The following is a 16,265-nucleotide window of genomic DNA, read 5'->3' on the forward strand; positions in this document are numbered from 1 at the left end:
TTGGATTCGGTTTTTCCGAATTTCAATCCTGTCAGCCTAGACGCAATTTTCATAAATTCAAATTTGTTATATTTCACAAAACTAATTTTTCGCTTATGTATCCGGCATGAACCTGACGCAGCTCACCGTTTTTCGCGAGGTGATGGAGACGGGCTCCATCTCTCAGACCGCCAGAAAACTGAACCGCACCCAACCCGCGATCAGCCTGGCACTGAAGAACCTTGAGAAAAGCCTTGGCCTGACCCTGTTCGAACGCCGCGGGCGCAGGCTGGTTCCAGTGCCCGAGGCGCATTACCTGCTGGCCGAAACCACCGGCATTCTCGAACGGCTATCGACCATTTCCAGCACGATGGAAGGTTTGATCAAGGGAATCTCCGGCAGCCTGAACATCGCCACCATGCCGGGCCCCTCGGCCTTTCTGTTTCCGCGTTTCATCAGCGGATCGGTTGGCGAAAACCCCGAGGTCCGTATCACCTTGTCGACGCGCAGTTCGCCTCAGATCATGGAGCTTGCGGGCAGTCAGAATATCGATTTCGGATTTGCCGATTTCGAACATCCCACCGGCAAGGAACCTCAGTTTTCAGCCGAGATCATCAGTGCGGATTGCTTTTGCGCCATCGGTCGGGACCATGAATTGGCATCCCGCGCGTTCATCACGATCGCTGATCTGGACGGGGTCCCGATGGGCGGTCTGCATGCCACCCATCCATTCCAACGCAAGGTCCGGCAGGAATTCCAGAACGCCCCGGCGACATATAACCCCACCGTCACCTGCCAGTATTTCCTGCCGCTGATCCCGTTCATCAGTTCCGGTCAGTGCTGTTCCATCGTTGACCCGCTGACCGTCGCGACCGAGCGCGAGATGAACTTGTCCGATGGCAAAATCCTATTCGTGCCGTTTCAGGCCCCCCTGCGCTATGAATATGCCATCCTGACGCCCACGCACCGACCGCCGTCTCAGTTGTCGCTGAGAATTCAGGCGGGCTGGAAGGCCGAGGTCTTGCTGAAGCTGAACGAGGTGAAAGCCAACCCCCGGACCGAGGCCTAGGGTCGCGCGATCAGGTTTCGACCAGATCGTAATGCCGGATGATGCGCGACTCGACCAGTTCCGCCTCAGCCGGATCGATATGCGGCGTCGTGTAATCCTCGCCCACAAAGGCCTTGAGCGCCTCAAGATCGCGCCAGACCATGACAAAACTGAACTCGCGCGGGGTCTCCTGCCGGGCCGCGCCGGGCAGGACCGAGACAACCCCGTCCGTCTGGGTCATCAAGGGAATTGCCGTTTCGTGAAAGAACTTCGCAAATTCGGCTTCCTTGCCGGGGCGGGTGACGACCTGAAAAATCCGCATAATCATACCGATACCTCCCAAGTTGGAGTTTCCTGGCGTATGCGATGCCTCGGTCGTTTCGAAAACCTATACCACATCAGGGCCCGGTTGTCGCCCAAGAGCGCGGGGTCAAAGGATGGGGAGCGGCCCCCGCGTCTTGGTTTGGCGCAGCACGAAATTGCTGCGGGTGTCGCGGACCAGCCCGGATTTCAGCAGGCGCTGCATGATGAACATCTCAAGATCTTCCGGCGTTTTTGCATAGACCTTGAGGATAAAGTCGTGATCCCCGGTGATCGACGCGCATTCGACAATCTGCGGCTCGGTCTCGACCAGACGCAGGAAGTCGGCGATGCTGTCCTCCTGATGGTCCCGTAGCGCGACATGCACATAGGCGATGGCGTTCAGACCCACCGCCTTGGCCGCCACCTGCGCGCGGTAGCCCGAGACAACGCCCGAGGCCTCAAGATCGCGCACCCGCCGCCAGCATTGCGAGGCCGACAGGCCGGTTTTTTCGGCCAAATCCTGCATCGACAGGCGGCCGCTGATCTGCAATTCGCGCAGGATCGAAATATCGGCGGGTTGAAGCATATGTTTCGCTTTTTTGATGAAACCTAAATGAATTCGTCAAAATAGACCAAATTTTCCCGGAATCAAAACAAATTCCACCGCATCCGAGCAGCTATCCTGTTGGAAAGCAGGAGGAGACCTATGCCCAAATCGACCAAATACGTTGCTAAAGTGGCCGATGCACGGGGTCACATCGACTATACCGCCGATGAAGACCGCGTCTGGGCCGATCTTTACGCTGCGCAGGAAGACAATGTGCAGCGCTACATGGCGCGGGAATACACCGACGGATTGGCACGTCTGGACTTGCCCAAGACAAAGGTGCCGTCCTGCGCAGATATCTCCGAGCGCCTGCTGGACCTGACCGGCTGGCGCGTACAGCCGGTGCCCGCGCTGATCGGGTTCAAGACCTTCTTCGGCATGCTGGCGGACCGGGTGTTTCCGGCGGCGTCTTTCATCCGCTCGCGCGAGGATTTCGACTACATCGAAGAGCCCGATATCTTTCATGAGATTTTTGGGCACACGCCGCTGTTGAGCGATCCGCGATTTGCCGCGTTCAGCCATGCCATCGGGCAGGCAGGGGTTCAGGCGGATGTGGGGGATTATGCCTGGCTGATCCGGCTGTATTGGTTCTCGATCGAATTCGGGCTGCGCCGTCAGGATGGTCAGATCAAGGCGCTGGGCTCCGGGTTAGCCTCGTCTCCGACCGAGCTTGTTTATGCTGTCACCAGCGACATTCCCGACCGGGACCCGTTCGATATCCTGACCATTCTGCGCACGCCTTACCGGATCGACATGCATCAGATGGGGTATTTCGTCCTCGACGACCCCGAAGACCTGTTTGCCGCTGCCGAACGCGATCTGCTTGCGGATGTGCGACAGGCCCGCGCGATGGGGTTGTTGCCCAACAAGTTTCCCGAGAAAGCCACCGCCGCTGAGTAACGGTTGAATACCACGTCAGACCGCAAGGTTTTTGTACATACAGGTGGTCGGCTCCAGCCTTTCTTCGAACGGGTTGCGGCAGTAATTCGGGATTTCCCCGGCGATCTGGAACCCAAGGCTCTGGTACAGGATGCGCGAGGGATCGCTGCTGCGGGTGTCCAGAACCAGAACCGAGCGCCCCAGTTCCGACGCGCGGTCGGTGAGGGCAGCCATCAAAGCCCGCCCAAATCCGCGCCGCCGGGCCTGCGGATGGACCAGTAGCTTGGCTACGTCCGCCCGGTGCGGCTGGTTCGGCATTGCGGCTGGGATCAGCTGGACGGTGCCCTGAATGCGCCCTGCGTCATAGATGACAAACAGGTCCAGCGCGCCTGTGGCAAGGTCGGGTCGGACCCGGGTCTGCCAATAGGCGCGGGCATCGTCGTGCGAAAACGGCAGGATGAAGCCAATGCTCGCGCCGGTGTGGACGCAGGCGTGCAGAATCTCGGTCAGGTCTTCCAGCGCCCCGTCAAAATAGGCGTCGGTCAGCCGGGTGATCATACCAGCACCAGAATGTAGCGGGCACCACGCGCGGGACCGGTTTCGAAGCGGGTCGGACCTGACAGGTGATAGCGCAGGCAATCCCCACCGTTCAGAACGTGCGCGGTGCCATCGACCGTCAGCGTCAACGCGCCGTCGAGGACGATCAGGTGATGTTCCTGCCCCGGCTTGGGCGGCGTATCATAGGTGATCACCGTGTCGCGGGGCAGGTGGCATTCCAGGACCTCTGCGTTCAGTCCGGGGGCAGGGGGCGACACGGCGCGGCGGGTGAACCCGGTCTCGGGGTCGCGCCATTCGGGCTGACGTTCAAAGGGGACTTTGGGATCGAAACTGTCTTCGACCATCATCAACAGGCGCGACATCGGCAGGCCGTAAGCGGCGCACAATCGGCCAAGGCTTTCGGCGGTCGGGCTTACATCGCCCTTCTCCATCCGCGACAGCGTGGCGCGGCTGATGCCACTGTGGTCGGTGAGTTGGTCCAGTGACCAGCCACGCCCCTGACGGAGTTCTTTCAGGCGAGTGGCGAGGCGGTCAGAGAGGGTATCCAGCATAGATCGAATCCGGGAAAATTTTCCAATTATGAAAATATTATCCTGAAAATGATAAAACTGTGCAACGAAAAAGGGGTGCGAACCCGCGTCGCACCCCAGAACTGCTCGATACTTAGGCAGGATTACTTCCAGCCAACCTCGTTGAAGATCCTCTGTGCCTCGGGGATGTTCTTGGCCACCTCGGACAGGTTGATCTCATCCGCTTTGAAATCGCCCAAGGCCTTCACCGACTCGGCGAGTTCAACGCCTTGGACGGCGGGGAATTCGTCATTCCCGGCCGAGAAATACTGCTGCGCCTGATCGCTGGCGAGGTATTCCAGGAACAGAACCGCGTTGTCCTTGTTCGGCGCATGCGCTGCGACGCCGCCACCGGACAGGTTCATATGCGCGCCATAGCTGTCCTGGTTGGGGAATACCCAGCCGATCATGTCGCGGTCCGCCGACAGGCCTTTGACGTCTTTGCGGATCGAACGGGCAAAGTAATAGGTGTTCGACACGGCGATGTCGCATTCCCCAGAAACAATGCCGCGCAGTTGGTCGGTGTCGCCGCCCTGCGGGTCACGGGCCATGTTGGCGACGATGCCTTCGGCCCAACCTTTGGCCGCATCAGCACCTTCATGGGTGATGATCGAGGCCAGCAGGGTCTGGTTGTAGACATTGCTGGACGAGCGGATGCAGACCAGCCCCTGATACTCGGGCTTGGCCAGATCGGCATAGGTGGCGGGTGGGTTGGCGACCTTGTCCTTGTTGTAGAAGATGATCCGTCCGCGCTGCGAGAAGCCGAACCATTCGTTGTCGCTGTCCTGCAGGTTGGCCGGAACGCGCTCTTCCAGAACGGCGCTGTCGATGGATTGCAGGATACCGGCCTCTTTGGCGCGGGCCAGACGCGAGGTGTCTACGGTCAGCATCACATCCGCTGGGGAGTTCGCACCCTCGGCCTCCATGCGGGCGATCAGCTCATCGGCTTTGCCTTCGATCCGGTTGATCTTGATGCCCGTGGCTTCTTCAAAGTCCGAATACAGACGCTCGTCGGTGTCGTAGTGGCGTGAGGAATACAGGTTCAGTTCACCCTCGGCGGAGGCCGAGGTGGCTATCAGCGCCGTCAGGGCGGCGGCAACGCAGGTGGAGGATTTCAGCATCTTTTGGTCCCAACATTGAAATGTGTGGCGGGTAATAACCCGACTGATTTGGTCAATTAAACGATTCCCTAGAGGATGCAAGGATTTCCGACAAATTTAGTTGGTCAAATGGTCACTGTTGCGCCGAAAAGCGGTTTCTTGAAAAGAAACCGTCCCTGAAACTTTCAAAGTTTCAGGCGGGACAGCTTGATGGTCAGTGCTTAACTTATCCCTTCCGCCAACAAAAAAACCGCACCCGAAGGCGCGGTTCTTTCAATTCGGTTTGTGCAGTTCTCAGCCCTGACGTGCTTTGAACTTGCGCTGCGTCTTGTTGATCACGTAGACGCGGCCTTTGCGACGCACAATCCGGCAATCACGATGCCGGTTCTTGAGCGAGCGGAGCGAGTTCTTGACCTTCATTGGTCTGTCTCCAATCTGCGGCGCCTTCATCAAAGACGTGGCCAGCGCCTGGGTTAGCGGGTGCCCCGGAAAGCCCGGAACAGTGAAACGATGGTGGGCGGTACAAGGATCGAACTTGTGACCCCTTCGATGTCAACGAAGTGCTCTACCGCTGAGCTAACCGCCCACGAACCTTTGCGTGCCCTGCCCCATAACGAAATGGGGCGCGGATACCCGCGCCGGTAGCGGGGTCTATAAAAGGAGTCGCAAAGGGGTTCAAGGGGTTTGGAAGAACTATTTTCCGGTCTATGTTAGCTGCGAAGACGGAGTGATCATGCAGAACGCAGCCTACACACTGGATATGCCCGCCAAACGCACATCCTGCGCGGTTTTTTCCTCGCCGCACAGCGGGCGCGACTATCCTGAGGCCTTTCTGAAGCGCTCGGTGCTGAACCCGAGTATGATTCGATCCTCGGAAGATGCGTTTGTCGATCAGCTTTTTGCGTCTGCGGCCGACTGTGGCGCACCGCTGATCAAGGCCGCCATGCCGCGCGCATACCTGGACCTCAACCGCAGCGCCGATGAGCTTGACCCGGTGCTGATCAGCGGTGCGCGCAGGCATGGACATAACCCGCGCGTCGCCTCGGGGTTGGGGGTGATTCCGCGCGTCGTTGCCAACGGGCGCGCGATCTATCGCGGTAAGCTGACGATGGACGAGGCGCGCTTGCGCATCGACACCTATTGGCGGCCCTACCACGCGCGCCTGAAAACGCTGCTGGCAGAATCCCATGAGAAATTCGGACAGGCAATTCTGGTCGATTGCCATTCGATGCCGCACGAGGCCGTTGCGATGGCCAGCGCCGCGCATAGTAAACGGCCCGAGATCGTGCTGGGCGACCGGTTCGGCGCGTCCGCTTCGGCCGAGATTGTCGAGCGGATCGAAGCAGCCTTTGCCTCGGCGGGTCTGACGGTGGCGCGGAATGCGCCCTTTGCCGGGGCCTATGTCACGCAGACCTATGGGCGTCCGGGGCGGCACCAGCATGCGGTGCAGATCGAGATTGATCGGGCCTTGTACATGGATGAGGAAAAGATCACGCCGAATGCCAATTTCATGGCGTTTTCTAAAGTGCTGCGGCAGGTGATCGCCGAGATCGCCAGTATCGGCGCGCAGTCTCAGCGTCTGGCTGCTGAATAAGCCCTAGCGCAAAGCCCGCCCTTTCACGATGGCATCGGTGCCGAATTTCTTGCGAATCTCGTCCGTCGCCCGCTCGGCCTGAGACCGGCGCGCTGCGCCCGGGTCCAGCAGATCGCCCGAGATATCGGCCTGATCCTCGGGGCAGAGATCGGACAACCCACAGCCCAGCAGGCGGTAAGGCCCCTGATCACCGACCTGATCGAACAACGCGCGTGCGGTCCGGTAAATCCGGTCGGCAATCTGGGTTGCATCGCGCAGGGATACCCGCCGTGTTAGTATCTTGTGGTTGGCCTTCTTTAGCTTCAGCGTGACCACCCGCCCGGCCAGTCCCTTGGCCTTGGCCCGGTCCGAGACCTTCAGGGCCATGCGCCACAGGTGCCCGTCCAGAATCTCGATGCTCGAGGTGTCTTCGAAAAACGTCATCTCATTGCTGATCGATTTCATCGGCTCATGGGCCGACACACGGCGTTTGTCCTGTCCCCGCGCCAGATGCCACAGGCGATAGCCCATTGATCCGAACCGGGCGGTCAGCGCCTCCTGATCCCAGCGCAGGAGGTCTGAAAATGTGCGGATGCCGGCGCGGTCCAGGGATTCCTGTGCCGCCGGGCCAATGCCCCAGATCAGCCGCACCGGTTTGTCGTGCAGAAACGCGGCGGTTTCGGCCTTGCCGATCACCGAAAACCCGCGCGGTTTGTCGAGGTCCGAGGCGACTTTGGCCAGAAACTTGTTATGGCTCAGGCCGATGGACCCGGTCAGGCCCAGTTCGTCTTTCATACGCTTGACCAGCCGAGCCAGCATCACCGCAGGCGGCGCGCCGTGTAGACGCTGGGTGCCCGACAGGTCCATGAACGCCTCGTCCAGGGATAGGGGTTCAACGTCCGGGGTCAGTTCATCCATCATCGCGCGGATTTCACGCGAGACCCCGGCATAGACCGACATGCGCGGTTTGATCACCACCGCCTCGGGGCACAAGGCCAGCGCCTTGAACATCGGCATGGCCGAGCGCACGCCCCGGATCCGCGCCACGTAGCAGGCGGTCGACACCACGCCGCGCTTGCCACCGCCGATGATCACCGGCTTATCCGCCAGATCAGGATTGTCGCGCTTTTCCACCGATGCGTAGAACGCGTCGCAATCCATATGTGCGATGGTCAGATCAAACAGTTCGGGATGAGATTTGACACGCGGGCTGCCGCAAGAGGGGCAGCGCCGTTCATCGTTGAGCGAAGTCAGGCAATCTCGGCACAGACCGGGCATTTGCGTCCACATGCGCAGGGTTCGGGAAGCTTCTTATAGCACCCTTTGCGGATGATCACAGGCCCGTCAGGAGTGCGGGGTTTTCCAAAAGAAGACCCCCCGCGACTGGCGGGGGGAGGTAACGAACCTCAGGAAGAGACGGTTCGTTGGGGAGTGTCTCATCCCTAGAATCGCGCAAATTGCGTTCACGCGATAGTTTGAACACAGCCCATACCTAACGCGCGTTTTGGATGTGTGTTTTCAGGCACAGGGGCAATTTGGCGCGGCGGATGCAAAAATTGACCTTACGTCAACGGGTTGTCGCTCGTTTTAGGGGCAAAATCAGGCTGATTCCCCTGCGCTGTTTAGTGGCGTGTCAAAGAATTTAACTCGTTCAGAACAGCCTCGGCGGCGGCTTTGGGGTCGTCCGCCTGATAAATCGGACGGCCCACGACGATATGATCGGCCCCGTCTCCTATGGCGCTGGCCGGGGTGGCGACGCGTTTCTGATCGCCCAAGGCCGCGCCCGCCGGGCGCACGCCGGGGGTGACGATCAGACGACCTTCGGCCTGGGGCAGGGCGCGGATCAGCGCGGCCTCTTGCGGGCTGGCGATGACGCCATCGGCCCCGGCCTCCAGCGCCATTGCCGCACGTTCTACCACCAGCTCCTGCACGTCGCCCGCTTTCAGCAGGCTGGCATCCAGATCGTCGCGGTTCAGCGAGGTCAGGATGGTCACCGCCAGAATTTTCAGGTCCTTGCCCGCAGCCCCTTCCTTGGCCGCGCGCACCACATGCGGATCGCCATGCACGGTCAGGAAATCCAGATCGAACTGCGCCAACCCGCGCACGGCGTTTTCCACCGTGTTGCCGATGTCGAACAGCTTCATGTCCAGAAAGATGCGCTTGCCGTGATCATGTTTCAGCTCATTGGCCAGCGCCAGCCCGCCGCCGGTCAGCATCCCCAGTCCGATCTTGTAGAAGGATACGGCATCCCCCAGCCGTTCGGCCATGGCCAGCCCCTGCAGGGCGTTCGGAACATCGAGGGCTACGATCAGGCGGTCATCGGACATGGGGTGGGCTCCTGCTTTTTGGCAAACGTCTGCGTCCTAGCGGGTTCGGGGCGGTCTGTCCATCAGCGGACCTCGTTGAACAGCACCACGCGGTGGATTTTTCTGTGCTATCCTGCATCCCAATTCCGGCGAGCGATTTGAAAAAGGGACAGGATATGAAACGACTGGTTGCACTTGGGCTGCTTGTGGCTGTGGCGGCCTGTGATGAGACCGCGCAAAACGGCGCATCCGACAGTGGGGTGGCCCCACCCCCAACCAACGATGATTTGCTGCTGGTCGGTGGCTACCGGGCTGAGGAGGATTGGTGTCAGCTGACCGGCGAAACGGCCTTTGCCGGCGAGTTTCTGGACCACACTGCCGATCTCGTTTCATGCCCGACGGGCAGCGCTGCGGCGCAGTCGCTGGTGGACGACCTCGGTGCAATTCAGGTGGCAGAGACCGGCGGTTACACCGTCTACACGATCCAGCGCGAATAAGCGCTGTTTCTGCGCCATAGCCTCTTGAACCCAGTCAGAAATTTCCCAGATTGAATGTGAGGCTTCGACCGACATGTGCTGCCTGGCGGGCATGTCAACACGGGGCGCTTGGAAAAGGAGAATGCTATGGACTTGAACAAGTTCACCGAGCGGGCACGAGGTTTCGTGCAGGCGGCGCAGACCATTGCGCTGCGCGAAGGGCACCAGCGGCTGGAGCCCACACATATACTCAAGGCATTGATGGATGACGATCAGGGGTTGGCCAGCAACCTGATCACCCGCGCGGGCGGCGCGCCGAACCGCGTGGTCGAGGCGCTGGATGCCGCGATGGGCAAGATCCCCAAGGTCAGCGGCGATGCCAGCCAGATCTACATGGACGGCCAGACCGCCAAAGTGCTGGACGAGGCCGCCAAGATCGCCACCAAGGCAGGCGACAGCTTTGTGCCGGTCGAACGGGTGCTGATGGCGCTGTGCATGGTCAAATCCAAAGCCAAGGACGCTTTGGAGGCCGGTGCGGTATCCGCGCAGAAACTGAACGAGGCGATCAACGACATCCGCAAGGGCCGCACCGCTGACACCGCCTCGGCGGAGGAAGGCTATGACGCGCTGAAGAAATACGCGCGCGACCTGACCGAGGCTGCGGCTGAGGGCAAGATCGATCCGATCATTGGGCGCGATGAGGAAATCCGCCGCTCGATGCAGGTTCTGTCGCGTCGGACCAAAAATAACCCGGTCCTGATCGGGGAACCCGGCGTCGGTAAGACCGCGATTGCCGAGGGCATGGCCCTGCGCATCGTGAACGGCGACGTGCCGGAATCGCTGAAAGACAAAAAGCTGCTGGCGCTCGACATGGGCGCGCTGATCGCAGGTGCGAAATACCGTGGTGAGTTCGAAGAACGCCTCAAGGCCGTTCTGACCGAAGTGACCGAAGCCGCCGGGGAAATCATCCTGTTCATCGACGAGATGCACACGCTGGTCGGCGCGGGCAAATCCGACGGCGCGATGGATGCCGCCAACCTGATCAAGCCCGCGCTTGCCCGGGGTGAGCTGCATTGCATCGGCGCGACCACGCTGGATGAATACCGCAAATACGTGGAAAAAGACGCGGCGCTTGCGCGCCGGTTCCAGCCCGTTGTGGTGGCTGAACCCACAGTCGAGGACACGATCAGCATCCTGCGCGGCATCAAGGAAAAATACGAGCTGCACCACGGTGTGCGCATCTCGGATTCGGCGCTGGTTTCGGCGGCGACCCTGTCGCATCGCTATATCACCGACCGGTTCCTGCCCGACAAAGCCATCGATTTGGTCGATGAGGCCGCCTCGCGTCTGCGGATGGAGGTGGACTCCAAGCCCGAGGAACTCGATCAGCTGGACCGCCAGATCCTGCAGATGCAGATCGAGGAAGAGGCGCTGAAGCTCGAGGATGACGCGGCCTCGAAGGACCGTCTGGACACCTTGCAAAAGGACCTCGCCGACCTGCAGGAGCAATCCGCCGAGATGACCGCCCAATGGCAGGCCGAACGCGATAAACTCGCGGGCGCGCGTGATCTGAAAGCACAGCTCGACAAAGCGCGGGCTGATCTGGAAATCGCCAAGCGCGAAGGCAACCTCGCCAAAGCGGGGGAGCTGTCTTATGGCGTCATCCCCGAGCTTGAGAAGAAGCTGACCGAGGCCGAAAACGCCGAAAGCAACGCCATGATGGCCGAGGAAACGGTGCGCCCGGAACAGATCGCCAGCGTTGTCGAACGCTGGACCGGCATCCCGACCTCGAAAATGCTGGAAGGTGAGCGCGAGAAGCTGCTGCGGATGGAAGACGATCTGCATTCCCGCGTCATCGGTCAGGATGCGGCGGTCACCGCCGTGGCCAACGCCGTGCGCCGTGCGCGTGCGGGTCTAAACGATGAGAACCGTCCGCTGGGCTCGTTCCTGTTCCTCGGGCCGACCGGTGTGGGGAAAACCGAACTGACCAAGGCCGTGGCGAACTTCCTGTTCGACGACGACAACGCGATGGTGCGCATCGATATGTCCGAGTTCATGGAAAAACACGCGGTTGCCCGTCTGATCGGGGCCCCTCCGGGCTATGTCGGCTATGACGAAGGCGGTGTGCTGACCGAGGCCGTGCGGCGCAGGCCCTATCAGGTCGTGCTGTTTGACGAGGTCGAAAAGGCGCACCCGGATGTGTTCAACGTGCTGTTGCAGGTTCTCGACGATGGCGTACTGACCGATGGTCAGGGCCGCACGGTGGACTTCAAGCAGACGCTGATCATCCTGACGTCGAACCTTGGCTCTCAGGCGCTCAGCCAACTGCCCGAAGGGGCCGACAGCGCGCAGGCGCGGCGGGATGTGATGGATGCGGTCCGGGCGCATTTCCGGCCCGAATTCCTGAACCGTCTGGATGAGACCATCATCTTTGACCGCCTCAAGCGGGCCGATATGGATGGCATCGTCGATATCCAGATGGCGCGTCTGCAGAAACGTCTGGCCACCCGCAAGATCGAGCTTGCGCTGGATGATGGCGCCAAGGAATGGCTGGCCAATGAAGGCTACGATCCGGTCTTTGGGGCCCGTCCGCTGAAACGCGTGATCCAGCGCGCCCTGCAGAACCCTCTGGCCGAGGCGCTGCTGGGGGGTGAGATCAAGGATGGCGAGACCGTTCCCGTCACCGCCGGGGCCGAGGGGCTGATCATCGGCGACCGGCTGGGCACGTCCGACCGCCCCCGCCCGGACGATGCGGTGGTCCATTGATCAATCAAACAGAAAAGACCCGCCACACCGGCGGGTCTTTTCGTTCAGAGCGGTCTAGTCCCGACGCTGCGCCACGATGCCCCGACTGGTCCGCGACGGCGGGCCTGCAGGAAAGGAGTACGTGCTGGTGCAGTTGAAACCCGCTTGCTTCAACAGGGCCAGAATTTCCGACCTGCCAAAGGTGCGATGACGCCATTGCAGCCAGATGATCGCGTTGCACCAATGCGGTTTTGACACCACAAGATACAGGCGGCCACCGGGGCGCAGAAGATCGCGAATCTGTTCAAGCGCTTGCAAAGGGTCCGGGCAGTGCTCAATCACATGTGCGGCCAACGCCACATCCGCGGGTTCCAGATCAACCTCGCCCAGCAGACCTTCCACGATGCTCGATTCCACGCCTCGTGCTCGCAAAGCGCTCTGACCATGCGCTAGCATGGCCGAGCTTGGGTCGAGCAATGTCATCTCGGCTAGTGGCCCGTGAATGGCGACCCAGGCCTCGGCAAAAGACGCGGTTCCGGCCCCGATATCCACCACGCGATCGTGTAAATCAGGCGCGCGCCGCCCTGCTGAAAGAAACCCGAGATACGCATCATAATAACCAAGCATGCGCATCTTATCCCGCCACTTTGGCGCGGCAGTGTCATAGCGGAGCGTGGTGCCAGAGGTCGGCTGGGCCATTGGACGTTCTCGGCGTCAAAGGATCACCGTTTTGGTAGCAGGAAATCGAACCCGGGGTCCAACATTCGCGGCCCGCCAGACAGGCGGGCCAGTGTTTCACACCCTAAATCAGGGCAAATATCCGCGCCGGGCCGCCGGTGCCTCCTTTATGCTTGGGTGCCCCGATCACCAACGTGGCACCCGAGGCTGGCACGCGATCCAGATTGGCCAGACACTCGATCCCGAAGCGACCCGAGGGCAGCCAGGCATAGTGGGTTGCGAAATCGGCGGACATGCCATGATCCAGAGACAGCGTATCGACGGCAATCGACCGTGCGCCGGTTTCTTCCATCAGCATTTGTGCTGCTTCCACATGGAAGCCGGGGTAATGCTGGGCCTCGCCGTCGAAGTTACGGAATCCGTCTGTCGCCGTTTTGCCGCCCCAGCCCGAGTGCATCGCCACGCAAGCCCCGTCGGGAATGTCGCCATTGGCTGCGATCCACGCCTTCAGGTCATCCGGCGTAACGCGTGTGTCGGCGTCTTCGGCAGCGCGGGCAGCGATATCCACCACGCATAAAGGCGCGATCAGATCGGTGACCGGGATTTCATCCACCGAGGTGCCATCCGCCGAGAAATGCAGAGGCGCATCGATATGCGTGCCGGTATGTTCGTTGATCGACAGGCTGAACAGGTTGAAGCCATGATCCCCAAAGTTGAAAACCTGCTCTGCCGAGATGCCCGGATCGCCGCCCCAAGTTGGGAAATCGGGGCTGAGCGTGTGTGTCATATCCTCAACCCCGCCATGCCCTGCCGCCAGCGCGGCAGGCGCGGACGCACTTGTTGCAGCCGCCGCAAGACCCGAGGCTGCCGTCACTTTGAAGAAGTTTCGCCGCGACAGCATTTTGTCTTTGACCGCATTCATAACGCAAATATCACACATTCGTCTTCTCCCACTGAGGTTGTTCAACAGTCCGGATGGATCGGGCTACCTTTTCATTATTGTTTTGTTTGCGAGCAAGACTGCACGTTTGGCACACGCCTTGTAAAGATTGCGGCCATCACGGTCGTTCCATCCGGCCATACGTTACAATCCCGTCTCTCAATCGTTACGCCTGTTTCCTTTGCTCTGTGCTATCAGCGGCCTACCTCGTAGCTGAGGTGCATAAATACGGAGACTTACATGGCGCATCGCTGGACCAACACTTTGACACATGCCGACGTCACCCCGAGGGCGGCGTTTCTGAGCCGGCGGCAGGTAATGGCCGGGCTGGCAGGCGTTGGGTTGGCGACCTTGCCAAAGCCGTCACGGGCGCAGGATGCGTTGGAGCCCAATACGTGGGAAGAAATCACGTCCTACAACAACTACTATGAATTCGGCACACGCAAGGACGATCCGGCGAAATATGCCCATACGCTGGTGACCGAGCCGTGGAGCATCAAGATCGACGGCCTGGTCGACCGCCCCGGTGACTACGAGTTTGCGGATGTCATGTCCGAGATGACGGTCGAGGAACGTATCTACCGATTCCGCTGTGTCGAGGCCTGGTCGATGGTGATCCCGTGGAACGGGTTTGAACTGGCTGACTTGCTGAACATGGTTGGCGTGCAGGAAGGTGCGAAATACGTGGCCTTCGAAACGGCGCTGCGCCCGGACGAAATGCCCGGTGTCCGCTTCCCCGTCCTCGAATGGCCCTATCGCGAGGGGTTGCGGCTGGACGAGGCCATGCATCCGCTGACGATTATGGCCACGGGGATTTACGACCGCCCGATTCCGAACCAGAATGGCGCGCCGCTGCGTCTGGTCGTGCCATGGAAATACGGTTTCAAATCTATCAAGTCGATTGTCCGCATCACCCTGACCGAAGATGAGCCGCCGACAAGTTGGAACATGTCGAACCCACGTGAATACGGTTTCTATAGTAATGTGAATCCGTACGTGGATCATCCGCGCTGGTCGCAGGCCACCGAACGCCGCATCGGTGGGGGGCTGTTTGCCAAACGCGAGCCGACGCTGATGTTCAATGGGTATGAGGAAGACGTCGCAGGCCTTTATGAAGGAATGGATCTGGAAAAGAACTACTAAGACCATGCACGCAGTGAATCAGATCTTCTGCCGGATACCGGTATGGGCCATCTATTTGGTTGGGGTGCTGCCGGTGCCTTGGCTGTTTTATCTGGCCCAGACCGGCGGGCTTGGGGTCGAACCCATCGAGGCTTTGGAACATGAACTAGGCGAGCTTGCCCTTCAATTGCTGATCCTGGGACTGGCGGTGTCCCCTCTGCGGCAATATTTCGGGCTGAACCTGATGAAGTTCCGCCGCGCCATTGGGGTACTGGCGTTCCTCTATGTTGCGCTGCATCTGCTGGTCTGGCTGGTGCTGGATGTTCAGGTGCTCAGTCAGATCTGGGCGGATATCCTCAAGCGCCCCTATATTACGGTCGGCATGGCCGGGTTCCTGCTGATGCTGCCTTTGGCTTTGACCTCGAACAACTGGTCGGTGCGAAAGCTGGGCCCGCGTTGGCGCAACCTGCACAAACTGGTCTATGGCGCCGCCCTCCTTGGGGGGCTGCACTACGTGATGCTGGCCAAGGGGTTTCAGATTGAGCCCTTGATATATCTGACTGTGATTGTAGCGCTTCTGATCCTCCGATTGCCCGTGCCGCGTCTGTTCACACGGGTCCGCCGGGTCGATTCCGCCTGAGTCTTCGATGAGTCTGTGGGCAAATGTGTGAATAAGCCGTTTACGGCTGCGATTCTGTGTGTCGGGGTCCGGTTTTGTTGCTCAATAGACGTGATCACCGTTGATTAAATATTTGATAATAAGCACCAAAAAGTGAAACACAGGAAATTATCGCCTTTTTGTAATTTTCTGCTTGCGGCGGTTGTTTGTAGACCTTAGAACCCCCTTCACCGGCGCTGCTGAGGCGTTGTTGACGGGTCGGAGAGACGGCTGAGACACATCGGAGAGACGGTGGCATCTGAGGGAATGTGTTGGGCGGTGGCGCTGAGTGATTGGCGTTATGGTCTGATTTTGGGTCTTGGGTGTTTTGTTCTTTGACATTGATGGATAACTGAAGAGATATGTGGGCGGTTTGGTTCGTTTCGACGGATTGGATGTCTGTATATCGCGCTGGTAGGGATGAATGTCCCGATGACCAGTGTCAGCTTCACTGTTTGAGTGGTTCACCGGTTTCTGATGAAACCAGTGTACATCAAACAGATGACTTTTAGTTGTACTCTCGGCTAGCCGGCTGAGGGTGTACTGCTTACTCGTGCTCAAGTAGCCGAATAGGCGGTAGCACAACTAAAGATGTGCAGAGGTTCGAACGTCAAGGATAGCGCAGCAATGTGCTTTCAACTTGAGAGTTTGATCCTGGCTCAGAACGAACGCTGGCGGCAGGCCTAACACATGCAAGTCGAGCGCGCCTTTCGGGGTGAGCGGC

Annotated in this window: 17 protein-coding genes, 1 tRNA gene and 1 rRNA gene; 8 read left to right on the forward strand and 11 right to left on the reverse strand. The window is 59.7% G+C overall.

Features of this window, described 5'->3' with window-relative positions; all coding sequences use genetic code 11:
* Window positions 1-106 precede the first annotated feature (106 nt).
* Window positions 107-1,048, forward strand: coding sequence for a LysR family transcriptional regulator (locus ACR0NJ_RS19145; protein ID WP_480818695.1), 942 nt, complete (start codon window positions 107-109; stop codon window positions 1,046-1,048).
* 10 nt (window positions 1,049-1,058) lie between these two features.
* Here the strand turns inward: ACR0NJ_RS19145 and ACR0NJ_RS19150 are convergent, their stop codons facing one another.
* Both ACR0NJ_RS19150 and ACR0NJ_RS19155 read right to left on the reverse strand, forming a co-directional pair.
* Complete coding sequence (locus ACR0NJ_RS19150) at window positions 1,059-1,355, reverse strand: putative quinol monooxygenase (protein WP_480818696.1); 297 nt, start codon at window positions 1,353-1,355, stop codon at window positions 1,059-1,061.
* Between the two features lie 102 nt (window positions 1,356-1,457).
* The gene (locus ACR0NJ_RS19155; protein WP_480818697.1) at window positions 1,458-1,916 is read right to left on the reverse strand and encodes an Lrp/AsnC family transcriptional regulator; all 459 of its coding nucleotides are present in this window, start codon (window positions 1,914-1,916) and stop codon (window positions 1,458-1,460) included.
* A 120-nt stretch (window positions 1,917-2,036) separates the two neighbouring features.
* Here ACR0NJ_RS19155 and ACR0NJ_RS19160 point away from each other — a divergent pair, with 120 nt between their 5' ends.
* The gene (locus tag ACR0NJ_RS19160) at window positions 2,037-2,837 is read left to right on the forward strand and encodes a phenylalanine 4-monooxygenase (protein ID WP_480818698.1); all 801 of its coding nucleotides are present in this window, start codon (window positions 2,037-2,039) and stop codon (window positions 2,835-2,837) included.
* Between the two features lie 15 nt (window positions 2,838-2,852).
* Here the strand turns inward: ACR0NJ_RS19160 and ACR0NJ_RS19165 are convergent, their stop codons facing one another.
* From ACR0NJ_RS19165 to ACR0NJ_RS19185, 5 genes are all read right to left on the reverse strand, one after another.
* Window positions 2,853-3,374, reverse strand: a complete 522-nt coding sequence (locus ACR0NJ_RS19165; protein WP_480818699.1) for an N-acetyltransferase family protein — start codon at window positions 3,372-3,374, stop codon at window positions 2,853-2,855.
* The gene (locus tag ACR0NJ_RS19170; RefSeq protein ID WP_480818700.1) at window positions 3,371-3,925 is read right to left on the reverse strand and encodes a helix-turn-helix domain-containing protein; all 555 of its coding nucleotides are present in this window, start codon (window positions 3,923-3,925) and stop codon (window positions 3,371-3,373) included. The genes ACR0NJ_RS19165 and ACR0NJ_RS19170 overlap by 4 nt, the downstream gene beginning before the upstream one ends.
* 122 nt (window positions 3,926-4,047) lie before the next feature.
* Window positions 4,048-5,064, reverse strand: a complete 1,017-nt coding sequence (locus tag ACR0NJ_RS19175) for a Fe(3+) ABC transporter substrate-binding protein (RefSeq protein WP_480818701.1) — start codon at window positions 5,062-5,064, stop codon at window positions 4,048-4,050.
* A 273-nt stretch (window positions 5,065-5,337) separates the two neighbouring features.
* On the reverse strand, window positions 5,338-5,463 hold the full coding sequence (gene ykgO, locus ACR0NJ_RS19180) for a type B 50S ribosomal protein L36 (protein WP_008755722.1): 126 nt from the start codon (window positions 5,461-5,463) through the stop codon (window positions 5,338-5,340).
* 91 nt (window positions 5,464-5,554) lie between these two features.
* Window positions 5,555-5,629: transfer RNA gene (locus ACR0NJ_RS19185), tRNA-Val, on the reverse strand.
* Between the two features lie 147 nt (window positions 5,630-5,776).
* Between ACR0NJ_RS19185 and ACR0NJ_RS19190 the strand changes: the two genes are divergently transcribed.
* Window positions 5,777-6,637 carry an N-formylglutamate amidohydrolase gene (locus ACR0NJ_RS19190; protein ID WP_480818702.1) on the forward strand — a complete coding sequence of 287 codons (861 nt, stop codon included), beginning with the start codon at window positions 5,777-5,779 and terminating at the stop codon, window positions 6,635-6,637.
* Window positions 6,638-6,640: 3 nt separating this feature from the next.
* Here ACR0NJ_RS19190 and ACR0NJ_RS19195 read toward each other — a convergent pair whose 3' ends face one another.
* Window positions 6,641-7,894 (reverse strand): DNA polymerase IV, encoded by a 1,254-nt coding sequence (locus ACR0NJ_RS19195; protein WP_480818712.1) that lies wholly within the window; start codon window positions 7,892-7,894, stop codon window positions 6,641-6,643.
* A gap of 344 nt (window positions 7,895-8,238) precedes the next feature.
* Window positions 8,239-8,943, reverse strand: coding sequence for an orotidine-5'-phosphate decarboxylase (pyrF, locus tag ACR0NJ_RS19200; protein WP_480818703.1), 705 nt, complete (start codon window positions 8,941-8,943; stop codon window positions 8,239-8,241).
* A 155-nt stretch (window positions 8,944-9,098) separates the two neighbouring features.
* Between pyrF and ACR0NJ_RS19205 the strand changes: the two genes are divergently transcribed.
* Together ACR0NJ_RS19205 and clpB are read left to right on the forward strand one after the other, a co-directional pair.
* Window positions 9,099-9,419 (forward strand): hypothetical protein, encoded by a 321-nt coding sequence (locus tag ACR0NJ_RS19205; RefSeq protein ID WP_480818704.1) that lies wholly within the window; start codon window positions 9,099-9,101, stop codon window positions 9,417-9,419.
* A 126-nt stretch (window positions 9,420-9,545) separates the two neighbouring features.
* On the forward strand, window positions 9,546-12,164 hold the full coding sequence (gene clpB / locus ACR0NJ_RS19210) for an ATP-dependent chaperone ClpB (RefSeq protein WP_480818705.1): 2,619 nt from the start codon (window positions 9,546-9,548) through the stop codon (window positions 12,162-12,164).
* 54 nt (window positions 12,165-12,218) lie between these two features.
* Here clpB and ACR0NJ_RS19215 read toward each other — a convergent pair whose 3' ends face one another.
* Both ACR0NJ_RS19215 and ACR0NJ_RS19220 read right to left on the reverse strand, forming a co-directional pair.
* Window positions 12,219-12,842, reverse strand: coding sequence for a class I SAM-dependent methyltransferase (locus tag ACR0NJ_RS19215; RefSeq protein WP_480818706.1), 624 nt, complete (start codon window positions 12,840-12,842; stop codon window positions 12,219-12,221).
* A gap of 103 nt (window positions 12,843-12,945) precedes the next feature.
* Window positions 12,946-13,761 (reverse strand): cyclase family protein, encoded by an 816-nt coding sequence (locus ACR0NJ_RS19220; RefSeq protein WP_480818707.1) that lies wholly within the window; start codon window positions 13,759-13,761, stop codon window positions 12,946-12,948.
* A gap of 240 nt (window positions 13,762-14,001) precedes the next feature.
* Between ACR0NJ_RS19220 and msrP the strand changes: the two genes are divergently transcribed.
* The 3 genes from msrP to ACR0NJ_RS19235 form a co-directional block, all read left to right on the forward strand.
* Window positions 14,002-14,904 carry a protein-methionine-sulfoxide reductase catalytic subunit MsrP gene (gene msrP / locus ACR0NJ_RS19225; protein WP_480818708.1) on the forward strand — a complete coding sequence of 301 codons (903 nt, stop codon included), beginning with the start codon at window positions 14,002-14,004 and terminating at the stop codon, window positions 14,902-14,904.
* A 4-nt stretch (window positions 14,905-14,908) separates the two neighbouring features.
* Entirely contained in the window at window positions 14,909-15,523 is a 615-nt protein-coding gene (gene msrQ, locus ACR0NJ_RS19230; RefSeq protein ID WP_480818709.1) for a protein-methionine-sulfoxide reductase heme-binding subunit MsrQ, read from the forward strand.
* Between the two features lie 654 nt (window positions 15,524-16,177).
* Window positions 16,178-16,265, forward strand: a 16S ribosomal RNA gene (locus ACR0NJ_RS19235); the annotation flags it as partial.

It is taken from the genome of Ruegeria sp. F11 (genome assembly GCF_056533855.1).